The sequence below is a fragment of the Ruegeria sp. AH3 genome, assembly GCF_056536265.1.
Map to the genome: position 1 here is coordinate 2,913,376 of NZ_JBQFJL010000001.1, position 14,301 is coordinate 2,927,676.

The 14,301-nt window shown below is 58.4% G+C and carries 12 protein-coding genes; 7 read left to right on the forward strand and 5 right to left on the reverse strand.

Going from position 1 to position 14,301, the window contains the following annotated elements:
• Window positions 1-3: 3 nt before the first annotated feature.
• From ACR3EM_RS14635 to secA, 3 genes are all read right to left on the reverse strand, one after another.
• Complete coding sequence (locus ACR3EM_RS14635) at window positions 4-1,551, reverse strand: phosphate ABC transporter substrate-binding/OmpA family protein (protein ID WP_480471380.1); 1,548 nt, start codon at window positions 1,549-1,551, stop codon at window positions 4-6.
• Window positions 1,552-1,576: 25 nt separating this feature from the next.
• Entirely contained in the window at window positions 1,577-2,497 is a 921-nt protein-coding gene (locus tag ACR3EM_RS14640; protein ID WP_480471381.1) for a hypothetical protein, read from the reverse strand.
• Window positions 2,498-2,597: 100 nt separating this feature from the next.
• Window positions 2,598-5,315 (reverse strand): preprotein translocase subunit SecA, encoded by a 2,718-nt coding sequence (secA, locus tag ACR3EM_RS14645; protein WP_480471382.1) that lies wholly within the window; start codon window positions 5,313-5,315, stop codon window positions 2,598-2,600.
• A gap of 176 nt (window positions 5,316-5,491) precedes the next feature.
• Between secA and ACR3EM_RS14650 the strand changes: the two genes are divergently transcribed.
• Genes ACR3EM_RS14650 through mutT form a run of 3 tightly spaced genes read left to right on the forward strand, consistent with a single transcriptional unit; the run spans window position 5,492 to window position 7,969 of the window.
• Complete coding sequence (locus ACR3EM_RS14650; RefSeq protein WP_480471383.1) at window positions 5,492-6,340, forward strand: peptidylprolyl isomerase; 849 nt, start codon at window positions 5,492-5,494, stop codon at window positions 6,338-6,340.
• A gap of 7 nt (window positions 6,341-6,347) precedes the next feature.
• Complete coding sequence (gene argJ, locus ACR3EM_RS14655) at window positions 6,348-7,574, forward strand: bifunctional glutamate N-acetyltransferase/amino-acid acetyltransferase ArgJ (RefSeq protein ID WP_480471384.1); 1,227 nt, start codon at window positions 6,348-6,350, stop codon at window positions 7,572-7,574.
• On the forward strand, window positions 7,571-7,969 hold the full coding sequence (mutT, locus tag ACR3EM_RS14660) for an 8-oxo-dGTP diphosphatase MutT (protein ID WP_170334201.1): 399 nt from the start codon (window positions 7,571-7,573) through the stop codon (window positions 7,967-7,969). The genes argJ and mutT overlap by 4 nt, the downstream gene beginning before the upstream one ends.
• Before the next feature lie 135 nt (window positions 7,970-8,104).
• Here mutT and ACR3EM_RS14665 read toward each other — a convergent pair whose 3' ends face one another.
• Together ACR3EM_RS14665 and ACR3EM_RS14670 are read right to left on the reverse strand one after the other, a co-directional pair.
• Entirely contained in the window at window positions 8,105-9,025 is a 921-nt protein-coding gene (locus tag ACR3EM_RS14665; protein WP_480471385.1) for a hypothetical protein, read from the reverse strand.
• Window positions 9,022-9,690, reverse strand: a complete 669-nt coding sequence (locus ACR3EM_RS14670) for a class I SAM-dependent methyltransferase (RefSeq protein ID WP_480471386.1) — start codon at window positions 9,688-9,690, stop codon at window positions 9,022-9,024. Before ACR3EM_RS14670 ends, ACR3EM_RS14665 begins: the two co-directional genes overlap by 4 nt.
• Before the next feature lie 442 nt (window positions 9,691-10,132).
• On the opposite strand from ACR3EM_RS14670, the gene ACR3EM_RS14675 reads away from it, so the two are divergent.
• The 4 genes from ACR3EM_RS14675 (at window position 10,133) to ACR3EM_RS14690 (ending at window position 14,299) form a co-directional block, all read left to right on the forward strand.
• Window positions 10,133-12,076, forward strand: a complete 1,944-nt coding sequence (locus ACR3EM_RS14675; RefSeq protein ID WP_480471939.1) for an AMP-binding protein — start codon at window positions 10,133-10,135, stop codon at window positions 12,074-12,076.
• A gap of 79 nt (window positions 12,077-12,155) precedes the next feature.
• Window positions 12,156-12,974 carry an ABC transporter ATP-binding protein gene (locus ACR3EM_RS14680; RefSeq protein WP_170694891.1) on the forward strand — a complete coding sequence of 273 codons (819 nt, stop codon included), beginning with the start codon at window positions 12,156-12,158 and terminating at the stop codon, window positions 12,972-12,974.
• Between the two features lie 78 nt (window positions 12,975-13,052).
• Window positions 13,053-14,039 carry a branched-chain amino acid ABC transporter permease gene (locus ACR3EM_RS14685; protein ID WP_480471387.1) on the forward strand — a complete coding sequence of 329 codons (987 nt, stop codon included), beginning with the start codon at window positions 13,053-13,055 and terminating at the stop codon, window positions 14,037-14,039.
• Window positions 14,040-14,041: 2 nt separating this feature from the next.
• A complete protein-coding gene (locus ACR3EM_RS14690) occupies window positions 14,042-14,299 on the forward strand; it encodes a hypothetical protein (RefSeq protein WP_480471388.1) in 258 nt (85 codons plus the stop codon).
• Window positions 14,300-14,301: the final 2 nt, after the last annotated feature.

Sequence of the window (14,301 nt, forward strand, 5' to 3'; positions counted from 1 at the left end):
CGGTTACTGCACCCAGACCTCGACTCGGCGGTTTACCTTGCGGCCCCATTCGGTGTCATCGCAGGCCATTGGCATGGCTTCGCCAAAGCCCTCGGTCGTGATCTCGACACTATCGGGCATGCTGGTTTCAACCGCAGCCAGTACCAAATTGCGAACGGTCTGGGCACGCCGCAGGGCGATCCTCGTATTTGCGTCGGCACCGCCCACCCCGTCACTGAACCCGACAAAGCTCAGCTTGCGCACGTCCAGAGCGCCGCTTTCCAATGCCTGGGCCAATTGCAGAATGTTCGAGCGTGACTGGGCATCAGGGCGGGATGACCCCGGCTCGAACCGGAAGGACAGCGACAGTCGGGTCATCGGGCGCAAGACCTCGATCATGCGTTGCAGCGCGTCCAGACCGACCTCGGTGCCGCCGGTTGCGATGGCGTTGGCCAGCCGGTCGCCCTGCAGGCCAAGGCGGATGGCTTCGGGCGACTGATCGACAAATCCGGCCTGCCGGATCACCAACTGCGCCTCGGGGCTTTGCGTATAGGACAAAAACTGCCGCGCGAGTTTGGGCAGGCGGTGTTGTGGCAGATACAGGAACATCGGCGCGGTCAGCGGGTAATCTTCGGTCTTTACCGATTGGCGCGTCGCCATGATGGCATGACCACATCCGCCGGCCAGCGGCAACACGCGCGCAATACCGGTCTCGGCAAGGCTGGCAATACCAATGGCAAATGGGTCGTCCGAGACCACGCGCACCAGATCGCTGTTGCGGGGATGACGCGTGATTGCCTCGGCCAGCGTGGCATCCACTGGCTTCATAAGCAGATCGTCCACCGCTTGTGCCAGCCCCGATCCGGGCACCGTAAGGTTCAGCGCAATCGGCGCGTCCGGCCCGCCCAGATCAGCCCAGTTGATGATCTCACCCGCAAACACACGCGCCAGATCAGCGGCCGAGATCTGCTGTACCGGATTATCCGCAGACACAACCGGCACCATCGCGTCCAGCGCCAGAACGCGGGATCTGCGCGGATGGGTCAGGTCACCCAGCCCTGCCGCACGTGTCAGGTCCTGCTCGGTATCCCGTATCTCGCGCTGGGCCAGAACGATATCCGTGGTGTTTTCGGCCAGATCGACAAAGCCCTGCCCGGTATCGGTTGCGCGCAGGATCAAACGGGCCAGCGGAGCCTGCCGATCCGGCTGGTGCAGCGCATAGGTGGTTCCATCCTGTGAGTGCGCAACCTCAAGCGCTTCTTGCGCGGCAAAGCCCTGAATCAGCGCAGGCAGCAGCGTTTCGGCCATGACAGATGCGCCGGACAGGCGAATCTCGGCCACGAAATCGGTCAGGTTGGGGCAGGCGGGGCCGTCGCAGGTTACACCCGAGCCGTCGACCGTCAGCTCTCCGAACTGGGTGTCGACCCGGTAGAATTCGCCATCATAGCCCAGCAAAGTGCCCACCACCTCAACCTTGCCGTCATGTGAGGTCAGGGTGATGTCCTGCGCGATTGCACCCGTTGCGCCGGGCAAGACAAAAAGCGCAGCTATCGCCGCACGAAAAAATGTCATGAGGAAGTGTCGACCTGCCAGCTGTTTATTTTGCAGCGATTGTCAGGTCTGAGAACAGATTATTCAACACCAGAAAATCGCCAGTCGCGTCACAGCCGGGTATTTCCAGCGTCAGATCGCGCGAGCGCAGACGTTGATCGGCGCGCCATTCCAACGATTGCACATGCAGGTCTGCACCACAATTGGCTTCCGTCACTTCGGCTTCGACCGACAGCGCGATCGATCCGGCCTCGATCCCGGTATTGGTCGGGAATGAATAGACTTCGATACTGTGCGCCTTCTCCGAATCGCCCTGGCCCAGATGGATCACGGAACCCGCGCCACCGGCCTCGGAACCGGACCAGACATGGCCGTTTTCGCCATAGCTGGCACCGAATTCGAGCGCATGCAGTTGAAGGTCGGTCTCGCCCTCCCATTGCAGCGCAACGCGGTTATAGGTCTTGATCTCGGGCACATGGGTCGTGGCCACGGTGCCTTTCTGATCAGAGAAGGAAATCAGGAAAATGGCGTATTCCGCCATCGCCGGTACCGTCAGGTCCAGCCGGCCAAGCGCATCCGTGCGGGTCGAAAACACCAGCCCGCTGTGATGAATCTCGATCGGTTGATCCATGTGACAAGGCGCTTTGACCCGAAGCCGGACATTCGCGCCGGGTACGGCCATTGCACGCGCGCTCAGGTCACAGTTCGAGGGGAAGCGTGGCTGAACACGCGATGTCAGAGGGGCGTCGGGTGATACATTTTCACGTGCGGCGGTCGGGGTCGATGAGGTCAGCACAACAGCTTCGAGCCCTGACAGGCCCACCGATTGCTGCGCGATCGAAGCAACACGTTCCGAGCCCGCATCAGGCGCGGGGTGCTGAGCGGATCCGCTCTGCATCAAGTATCCGATAGCCAGGGCGCAGGCAACGGTTCCGCCCGTGGTCACGTAGTTCTTTATTACAAACAAGACACCCTCCCCAGTTGAAGGAGCGAGTCGCAATTTGACCCTCAATCACGGCCAATATGTGGCCGCGAGGCGGACTCATTGTGTCGGATAGAAGGTGACCTTAGGTCAGTCTACCATGACAATGCTTGAATTTCTTGCCTGATCCACAGGGGCATCTGTCATTGCGCGACGGGTTACCCCAGGTTGAAGGATCATCTTCGACAAACCCCGGTCGTGCATCGCCCGAAGCTTCGGCTTCGGCAACCGCTTCGGCCTGATCTGCCGCCTGATCCACTGCCTGTTGTGCCTGCGCTTGCTGTGCCTGCATCTGCGCCAGCATCTCTTTCTGCTCTTCTTCGGTCAGTGGGCGGACGCGCGACAATTGCTGTGTCACCGTCTCACGCAGGCTGTCGAGCATACCTTCGAACAGCTGGAAGCTTTCGTTTTTGTATTCGTTCAGCGGATCGCGCTGGGCGTAACCCCGGAAGCCAACGACCGAGCGCAGATGCTCCAGCGTCAGCAGATGCTCGCGCCATTTTCCGTCGATGGTCTGCAGCAAAACCTGCTTTTCGATGTTGCGCATGTTCTCGGGGCCAAAGGCAGCCGCCTTCTGCGCCATCATCTCATCGGCGGCGTTGATCAGACGCTCGCGCACCTGTTCATCATCCACGCCTTCCTCGGCGGCCCAGTCCTGAACCGGCGCGTCGATGGTCAGCTTGTCCTTGATCGCCTCATGCAGCCCGTCCGTGTCCCATTGATCGGCGTAGGATTTCGGTGGCATGTATTCGTCGATCAGATCGTCGATCACCTGTTCGCGCATGTCCGAGACGATTTCCGACAGGTCATCCGAGGACATGATCTCGCGGCGCTGGCTGAACACCACCTTCCGCTGGTCGTTCATCACGTCGTCGAATTTCAGAACGTTTTTGCGCATGTCGAAGTTACGGCCTTCGACCTTGGACTGCGCCCGTTCCAGCGATTTGTTCACCCAGGGGTGAATGATCGCCTCGCCTTCTTTCATGCCCAGCGTGGTCAGAACCTTGTCCAACCGTTCCGAGCCGAAGATGCGCATCAGGTCGTCTTCGAGGCTCAGGTAGAACACGGTGCGGCCTGGGTCACCCTGACGGCCCGAACGACCCCGCAGCTGGTTGTCGATGCGGCGGCTTTCGTGACGCTCGGACGCCATCACATAGAGACCACCGGCAGTCAGAACCTTTTCCTTTTCTTCCGCGTGGCGGGCCTCTTCGGCTGCGCGCAGCTGGGCCGGGTCGGCCTCGGGGTTCTCGGCCAGCGCCTGCAGCACCTTCATCTCGACATTGCCACCGAGCTGAATGTCAGTGCCGCGACCGGCCATGTTGGTGGCGATGGTCACTGCGCCCAATCTGCCCGCATCGGCCACGATCTGCGCTTCCTGCTCGTGCTGGCGGGCGTTCAGAACGTTGTGCTCGATGCCTTCCTTCTGCAGCATCTGGCTCAGCACTTCGGATTTTTCGATAGACGTTGTACCCAGCAAGACCGGCTGGCCCGTTTCCTGAGCCTTCTTGGTTTCCTCAATCATCGCGCCGTATTTCTCACCGGCGGTGCGATAGACCTGATCGTCTTCGTCAAGACGCGCAATGGGTTTGTTGGTCGGCACTTCGACCACACCCAGACCATAGATTTCGGCAAATTCCTCGGCTTCGGTCAGGGCCGTACCGGTCATGCCGCCCAGCTTGTCATACAGGCGGAAATAGTTCTGGAAGGTCACGCTGGCCAGCGTCACGTTCTCGGGCTGGATTTGCACGCCTTCCTTGGCCTCGATGGCCTGGTGCAGACCTTCGGACAGGCGGCGGCCCGGCATCATGCGGCCGGTGAATTCATCGATCAGCACCACGTTGCCATCACGAACAATGTAATCCTTGTCGCGCTGGAACAGCTTATGGGCGCGCAGGCCCTGATTGACGTGGTGCACCACGGTCGTGCTTTCCGGATCGTACAGCGAATGCCCCTCGGGGATCAGACTCGCAGCGATCAGCTGCTGCTCAAGAAACTCGTTGCCCTCATCGGTGAAGGTCACGTTGCGGGACTTCTCGTCCAGCGTGAAATGATCGTCGCTCAGCGACGGGATCAGCGCATCTATGGCGGTGTACAGATCCGAGCGGTCCTGCGACGGGCCCGAGATGATCAGTGGCGTACGTGCCTCATCAATCAGGATCGAATCCACCTCGTCGACAATCGCGAAATTGTGGTGCTTCTGATAGACCTGCTCCAGATCCGCCTTCATGTTGTCGCGCAGATAGTCGAAGCCCAGCTCGTTATTGGTGGCATAGGTGATGTCGCATTTATACGCGGCCATCTTCTCGGCATCGGGCTGGCCCGACCAGATCACGCCGGTGGTCATGCCCACGGCGGCGAACACCTTGCCCATCCATTCCGAGTCACGCTTGGCCAGGTATTCGTTCACCGTGACCACATGCACGCCCTTGCCGGTCAGCGCATTCAGATAAGCGGGGAAGGTGGCGACCAGTGTCTTGCCCTCACCTGTTTTCATCTCCGAGATATTGCCCTGATGCAGGAAGGCACCGCCCATCAGCTGCACGTCAAACGCCCGCAGACCCAATGCCCGCTTGGCCCCTTCGCGCACGTTGGCAAAAGCCTCGGGCAAAAGGGCGTCCAGATTCTCTCCATCCAGCGCGCGTTGGCGCAGCTCGGCGGTCTTTTCGATCAGGCCTTCATCGGACAGTTTCTCAAACTCGGGTTCCAGCGCGTTGATCTTTTCGATCAGGGGGCGGGTCGCCTTGATCTTGCGGTCGTTCGGTGTTCCGAACACCTTTTTGGCGAGCGTTCCGAGTCCCAGCATGTTCACTCCAGCGGATCTGTTCTTATCGTGGTTGCGACAGGCTTGCCCACCTTGCGCGCAACCCATAGATACGGGGGGTGAAAGGCGGCCCTGTCCAAGGCTTCAAAGCGATGTAAGCGGCAGGTTCTGAAGTGTCAACGCTGCGCCCTGTCGCGGCAAAGAAATAGGATGATTCCATGCCCAAAGGCCTCACTTTTCTGCCATCGCTGGCGCTTGCTGCCGTGATGGCTCTGCCGCTGGCCGCCCAGACCGCACCGGATGCGTCGACTGTTGTGGCACGCGTGAATGACGACGAAATCACATTGGGTCACGTCATCGCTACTGCATCGGCTCTGCCCGCGCAGTATCAGCAGCTGGAAGACGACGTTCTATATGACTTCATCCTTGAACAACTGATCCAGCAGCACCTGCTGAGCCAAGAGCAGGGCGAGCTGAACACCCTAAACGCCTTGCGGCTGGAAAATGAAACCCGTTCGCTGCGCGCGGTGCAGACGGTCGAGGCGATCACCGCCGCCGAAGTGACGGACGAAGCGATCCAGTCTGCCTATGACGCGCAATTCGCCGAGTTTGTAGGCGAAGATGAGTTCAACGCCAGCCACATTCTTGTCGAGACTGAGGAAGAGGCGAACGAGATCAAGACGCAACTCGATGACGGAGCCGATTTCGCCGAACTGGCGAAAGAGAAATCCACGGGTCCCTCGGGCCCCAATGGCGGTTCGCTGGGATGGTTCGGCAAAGGCCAGATGGTGCCTGAATTCGAAAACGCGGTTGTTGCGTTGGAAAAAGGTCAGGTCTCGGACCCGGTACAGACGCAGTTCGGCTGGCACGTGGTGGCATTGAACGACAAGCGCAAATCGGAGGCCCCCGCGCTTGACGAAGTGCGCGGCGATCTGGCCCAGACCATCCGGCAGGAGGCCATTCAGGCCAAGATCGACGAGCTGACCCAGAGCGCTCAGATCGAACGCCCCGCGCTCAACGGTGCCGGTCCCGAGATCGTGCGTCAGCTCGAACTGGTTCAGGAGTAAGCTTCCCGTGGCGACGATTACCAAGGTCTCTCCGCTGGCTCCGGCGGGCTTTCCCGAACTGCCCGCCATCGACGGCGTGCGTTTTGCCACGGTCGAGGCAGGCGTGCGCTATCAGGGCCGTACTGATGTGATGCTGGCGGTGCTCGATCCGGGCACCTCGGTGGCCGGGGTTTTCACCCGCTCCGCTACCCGCGCAGCACCGGTTCTGGATTGTCAGGACAAGATCGGCGGGCCATCTGACGGGCCAGCGGCGATCCTGGTGAACTCAGGCAATGCCAACGCCTTTACCGGCCACTACGGCCAGACCTCGGTAGCCGAGGTGACCGAAGCGGTCGCCAAAGCCACGGGTGTCGCGGTAGAGCGGGTCTTTACCTCCTCCACCGGAGTGATCGGCGAACCGTTGCCCCATGACCGCATCGTCGCACAGCTTGAGACGCTGAAAGCAGGCCTCAGCCGCCACGCGATCAAGGACGCGGCACAGGCGATCATGACCACCGATACCTTCCCCAAAGGGGCCTCCGCTCAGGTCGAGATTGACGGCAAAACAGTCTCTATTGCGGGGATTGCGAAGGGCTCCGGCATGATCGCGCCCGATATGGCGACGATGCTGGTCTATATCTTCACAGATGCTCAGGTCGACCAATCCGCCCTGCAAGTGATGCTGGGTGCGCAGACCGACCGCACCTTCAACTGCATCACTGTCGACAGCGATACCTCGACCTCAGACAGCCTGCTTCTATGCGCGACCGGAGCGTCGGGCGTCGATACAACCGGTAATACCGCCTTTGCGGACGCTCTGGAAACGGTGATGCTGGACCTAGCGCAGCAGGTGGTGCGCGACGGTGAAGGGGCCACGAAATTCGTAGAAATTCGTGTGACCGGAGCGGAAACGGATGCTGACGCCAAAACCCACGGACTGGCCATCGCCAACTCGCCGCTCGTCAAAACCGCCGTCGCGGGCGAAGACCCCAACTGGGGCCGCATCGTCATGGCCATCGGCAAATCCGGCGCCGCCGCCGATCGCGACCATCTGAGCATTTCCTTCGGAGATATCCTCGTCGCCGAAAAAGGTTGGGTTAGCCCCGACTACAGCGAAGACGCCGCCGCCGCTTATATGAAGGGCCAGGACCTTGTGATCGCCGTCGATCTGGGACTTGGCGAGGGCAAATCCACAGTCTGGACCTGCGACCTGACCCACGGATATATCGAGATCAACGCGGATTATCGCTCGTGAAGACAGTATTGGTGTCCGCGGTCGCCCTGATCGACATCGAGGGCCGCGTTCTGCTGGCCCAACGCCCCGAGGGTAAATCCATGGCCGGTCTCTGGGAGTTCCCCGGCGGTAAGATCGAACCCGGCGAAACCCCCGAGGCCGCCCTGATCCGCGAATTGCACGAGGAACTGGGCATCGACACCTGGGCCTCCTGCCTCGCCCCCCTGACCTTCGCCAGCCACAGCTATGACGATTTCCACCTGCTGATGCCGCTGTTCGCCTGTCGCAAATGGGAGGGCATCCCGCAGTCTAAAGAAGGTCAGGCGCTGAAATGGGTGCGTGCAAATGATCTGCGGAACTATCCAATGCCAGCGGCGGACGTGCCGCTGATTCCGATTTTGCGGGATTGGTTGTAAGGCCTCACCTTCCTGCCAGATCAGGATTAAGCACGGCGTCTGCGTATCAAATTGCGAAGCCAGCGCCGCTTGCGTCTTGGCCGTTATGGTTCCATGCGAAAGGCAATCGTAGGACGACGCTGACAAGTGGTCTCGTCACCCGGGGTCGACATCCCGCTGCAACAGGGGCGCAAATCTACGGCGTGCGGCAGGCCAGTCGAAATGAAAAAGAGGATCGGGCACGCGCCAGTTTTCACCATAGCTTTGTGCCAGTAAGGCGGGTGCGTCTTGGGGCAGCATGATAACCCCTTCATTCAATGGCTTTAGCGGGAATATCGCACTCTCCGGCAGGTCGTTGAGCGCGTAGGGATAGACGCTGAAGCGTCCGTTTTCTGTCCATGCCGGAAACAGGTCGATATCGATACCCAAGCTGTTCTTCACCTTGAATATGATCGAGTTCCCAGCTGAAGAAGAGATGTCCAGACAGCCGCTATCCAACAAGACCTTTTGGTATTGCGACCATTTTTCAGAAACGCCTTCAAGCGTGCACTCGCCTAGATGCACGGCAAAATCGACATCATCGTCATGCGCGATCAGCCGGCCTTCCCGGATATGCCCCAACAATGCCCCGGCATAGAGTATTATCGGTTTTCCCAGCTGAACTACGGGTGCCAGCTCAGCGTCGAGTTTCGAGAATATGTCATTATCCGCCATTTCACCGAATGTTCTGTTGTAGCCATGCGGTGTGATGAAATCTGGATGCAGAGTTTGTCTGATAAGTGCAAAAAAGGCCGTGAATCGGGCCTCCTGACCCTTTTTTGCATAACGTATTTCCATCTGCTTTAGCCGACCATGTATTCGTGCAGGCCTGATCCGCGTATGGCAGGAAAACAGAATATAGGTTTCCTCCCAATCGTCATGCAGTGTCGGATTTCCCAACCTCCGAACATGATCTGCCAGCGATTCCAACGCCAGACGCGTTCTGCGTGGTCGCGGCAGTGCGGTTCGGGTTGAAGCATGCTCAAACACTTTGGTGCGCAGTGCTGCGACGCGCCTCAGGACCTTTGCTTCATTCATGGCTGTTTTTCATAGATTGCTCGGGCCACGATTGCGTCTTCTGACTTGTATTTGGCAAAACCGATACCTTCGATTCCGTAGCATTTCATGAACTGGCACCGTTCCATTTTTTCATCCAGTTCAGCCGCGCTCAGGTAGCGCCGGAAATGCGGAGCGGCGACTTTTTCGGTGTTTCGATCTGCCAATGTCCGGTATTCGAATGCAACAATATCTCCGGGTTCACATCCGTTATGGAGCGCATCAATCAGCGCATCTTCCTCGTCGTCTGTAATCGCGTGCAAAAAGAAACGCGCGTAAACGCACACGGTTTCGGCGCGCCGATCAGACAGCACCTGTCGAACCCGTCCATCCTTAAGATTGGTTCTGACAAACTCGAGGCCATCTCCGCCCTGCAATCCTGCGTGTTTCTGCGCTGACTCGACGGCGGCCTCTGATGCATCCAATCCGGTTACTTTAAATCCATGACGTGAAAAGAAAAAACTATCACGTGCATTTCCGCACCCGATATCAATGACGTGTGCTTTCCGATCAATTTCATTGGCCACAAACGCGGCAAACTGTGACGGCAGCGACAGCTCCCACGACTCTGCTGAGCGGGTATAAAAGCTGTTCCAGAATGCGTGTCGATCTTCAGGCGGGACCAGCCCAAGTGAGTTTTCGGTCATTAAGGGTATTCTTTCATGCGGCAGTTGAACGACACTGCGAGAGTTTTGTCAGAGCTCCGGCACGACTGCAATTGCTTCTTCATTCGCAATTGCCAGGGGCGAAACACTGTGGCTTGCAAACCAACTCAACTCGCATTGGAGTCTTTCTTTGGGTATGCCGTCTGTTTCGTCCAACTGTATCTATTGTCGTCGGTTGCAGCGTGACTTGTCCCGGTTTTTCATTTTGTACATCTTGTACAACTCGGAAGATCACCCCTCTGACGCTGTTACAATTCGTAAGAATTGAGAAAACATCAGGCAAAACTTGACGCTGATCCTCCGCCTGTCCCTAATCGGGGCATTGGCGTTCGGGCCTGACCCGGAGCCGCCATTTCCGTCCCGGAGGAGGGGTCGGGTGGGGAGGAGAAAAAGATTGGCTCAGACGCAGTCGGGCGCTGAAGGGATGCAATCTCTTCCGGCGCTGTTACACCGCAATGTCATGCAGTTCGGGGATGCCCCGGCCTACCGTGAAAAAGAATTCGGCATCTGGCAATGCTGGAGCTGGGCAGAGGCCGCGAAAGAAATCCGCGCTATTGCGTTGGGGTTTCTGGAAATCGGTGTTGAACCTGGCGACCATATCGCCGTCATAGGCCGCAACCGTCCTGCACATTACTGGTCGATGGTCGCGGCGCAGATGGTGGGTGCGGTTCCGGTGCCTCTGTATCAGGACTCGGTCGCCGAAGAGATGGCCTATGTGCTGGAACATTGTGGCGCGAAATATGTCGTCTGCGGTGATCAGGAGCAGGTCGACAAGGTCATCGAGATTCAGGAAAACCTCCATCAGGTCAAACACATACTCTATACCGACAAGCGCGGGATGCGGAAGTATGACCACTCCCAGATGAACGCGCTCGAGGACATCATGGCCGAGGGCAACGCCGGTCACGCGCGGTTTGATGCCGAGCTGGACAAGCGCATCGCAGCGATCACCTATGACGATACCTGCGTGATGCTCTATACCAGCGGAACAACGGGCAAGCCCAAGGGTGTTGTGCTGTCGAACCGGAATGTCATTGAAAGCGCCAAGAATTCTGCTGAATTCGACCACCTGACCCGGAATGAGGACATCCTGTCCTATCTGCCGATGGCTTGGGTGGGCGACTTCATCTTCTCCATCGGTCAGGCCTATTGGTGCGGCTTCTGCGTGAACTGCCCAGAAAGCGCCGACACGATGATGACTGACCTGCGCGAGATCGGGCCGACCTATTTCTTCGCTCCGCCGCGCGTGTTCGAAACCCAGCTGACCAATGTGATGATCCGGATGGAGGATGCAGGCAAGCTGAAGCAGCGCATGTTCCACCACTTCATGGCGCACGCCAAGAAGGTTGGTGGCCAGTTGCTGGACGGGAAGCCCGTCGGGTTTGGCGACAAGATGAAATACGCGCTGGGCAATATGCTGGTTTATGGGCCGCTCAAGGATACGTTGGGCTATGGCCGTTTCCGTGTGGGTTATACGGCGGGCGAGGCGATTGGGCCGGAAATCTTTGATTTCTATCGTTCTTTGGGGATCAACCTGAAGCAGCTTTATGGCCAGACCGAAGCGACCGTGTTCATCACACAGCAACCCGATGGCGAGGTGCGCGCGGATACGGTTGGCGTACCGGCCCCTGCGGTTGAGCTGAAAATCGATGACAGCGGCGAGATTCACTATCGCTCGCCGGGTGTGTTTGTGGAGTATTACAACAACCCGGATTCCACGGCTTCGACCAAAGATGCCGAAGGCTGGGTGGCCACCGGGGATGCCGGATTCATCGAGGAAACCTCGGGCCATTTGCGGATCATCGACCGCGCAAAGGACGTGGGCAAAATGGCCGACGGGTCGATGTTCGCGCCGAAATATGTCGAGAACAAACTGAAGTTCTATCCCGATATTCTTGAGGTCGTGCTGTTCGGCAATGGCAAGGACCGTTGCGTGGCTTTCATCAATATTGACCTGACGGCGGTAGGAAACTGGGCGGAGCGTAACAACGTGGCCTATGCCTCTTATCAGGAACTGGCGGGACATCCCCGTGTGTTAGAGACGATTCGAAGCCACGTCGAAGAAGTGAACAAGTCGGTCGCGGCGGATGAGATGCTGTCGGGCTGTCAGGTGCATCGCTTTGTGGTTCTGCACAAGGAACTGGATGCGGATGATGGTGAGATGACCCGGACCCGCAAGGTGCGCCGTGGCTTTGTCGAGGAGAAGTTCCACGACATCATCGCAGCGCTTTATGACGGGTCCGAGAGTGTGTCGACTACCACCGAAGTGACCTATGAGGATGGTCGCAAGGGTTCGATTTCTGCGACGCTGGAGATTGTCGACGCACCGGTGGTGCCGGTCGCACAGCATAAGGTGGCGGCGGAATGATGGGCCTGGCGCGCGCCGCTCGACCTGCGGTCATCGCCCCGCCCGCCGTCCCGTTTTTGCGTAAGTCTGGGAGAGGCTGATGCTGGATAATTCCGAAGGATATGTCACCGAAGACGGCCGCAAGATCGGCGGCGTGGTGATGGAGATGAAGAACATCACCCTGCGTTTTGGCGGTGTGGTGGCGATCAAGGATATCTCGTTCGATATTCGCGAAGGCGAAATCCGCGCGATCATTGGGCCGAACGGGGCGGGCAAGTCCTCGATGCTGAACGTGATCTCGGGGTTTTATGTCCCGCAGGAAGGTGAGGTCTGGTTCCACGGGTCTAAGCGCCCGCCGATGCGGCCCTTTGAGGTGGCGCAGCAAGGGATTGCGCGGACGTTTCAAAACATCGCTCTGTTCGAAGGAATGAGCGTTCTGGACAACGTCATGACCGGGCGCTTGGGTTACATGAAGACCAACATTTTTCAGCAAGCTTGGTGGAAGGGTAAGGCCGAAGCGGAAGAGACTGAAAACCGCGAGGCCGTCGAGAAGATCATCGACTTCCTTGAAATTCAGCACATCCGCAAGACACCTGTGTCGCGCTTGCCCTATGGTTTGAAAAAGCGCGTCGAACTGGCACGTGCGCTGGCGGCAGAGCCCAAGCTACTGTTGCTGGACGAACCGATGGCCGGGATGAACGTTGAAGAGAAAGAGGACATGAGCCGCTTTATCCTCGACGTGAATGATGAGTTTGGCACAACGATTGCCCTGATCGAACATGACATGGGCGTTGTAATGGACCTGAGCGACCGAGTGGTCGTGATGGATTATGGCAAGAAAATTGGTGATGGCACGCCGGACGAGGTGCGCAACAACCAAGAGGTCATCGACGCCTATCTGGGGGTCAGCCATGACTGACCTTCGAGCCGCGCCAAGAAAATTCGCCGAATTTTCTCCTGCCCTGTACCCGACAACATTTGATCGGAGGACCCTCTGATGCCTGAACAACTCGTATTTGCGATGGAGGTCATCCTCAACGGTCTGATGGCCGGGGTCCTCTACGCTCTGGTCGCGCTGGGGTTTGTGCTTATCTACAAGGCATCCGGCATTTTCAATTACGCCCAAGGGGTTATGGCCCTGTTCGCAGCGATGACGCTGGTTGGGATCATGAATGGTCAGGTGCCCTTTGCGCATCTGATCAATGCGACCTTCGGCACGCATGTCTATAATTTCGGTTGGAACGTGCCTGCGCTGCTGGCGATCCTTTTGACCATGGCCGTAATGGTGTTGCTGGCCTGGGCGGTGCAGCGGTTCGTGATGCGCCATCTGGTCGGGCAGGAACCGATCATCCTGTTCATGGCAACCATCGGTCTGGCCTATTTCCTAGAGGGTGTGGCTGACCTGATGTGGGGATCCGAGATCAAGACGCTGGATGTAGGCTTGCCGCAAGGCATCAACCTGTGGATCGATGAGACGACCTTCAACATCTTTGATTACGGCTTCTTTATCGACAATCTGGACATCGTGGCGACGATCATCGCTGCACTTCTAGTGGCGGCTCTGGTCGCATTCAGCCAGTACACCAAGCAGGGCCGGGCGATGCGCGCGGTGGCGGATGACCATCAGGCGGCGCTGTCGGTGGGAATCTCGCTGAACTTCATCTGGGTCATGGTCTGGTCGGTGGCCGGGTTTGTGGCGCTGGTCGCAGGCATCATGTGGGGCACCAAATCAGGTGTGCAGTTCTCGCTGTCTCTGATCGCGCTCAAGGCGCTGCCGGTACTGATGCTGGGCGGGTTCACTTCGATCCCCGGCGCCATCGTCGGTGGGCTGATCATCGGCGTGGGCGAGAAGCTGTTCGAGTTCGCACTCGGCCCCGCGCTGGGTGGCGCGACCGAGAACTGGTTTGCCTATGTTCTGGCGCTGATCTTTCTGGTGTTCCGGCCGCAGGGTCTGTTCGGCGAAAAGATCATCGAGAGGGTGTAGCGATGACCAAGCTGATCGCCATCATCAACGTGATCGCATGGGCAGGGTTCTGGGCCTTCGGATATATCGCTCTGACCTCCGATGACCTGAGCGAAGGTCAACTGGTGATTGCCGCGATTCTGGCCTTTGCCGGGCTGGTCATGGGTGTTCTGGCTTACATGAAACTGGTGCGCGCCTCTGAGGCAACCGGATATGCCAAAGGCACCAACCAATTGGACTCCGCTGCCCGTAATCGGGCGCAGGAAGAATGGGGAAAGTAAGA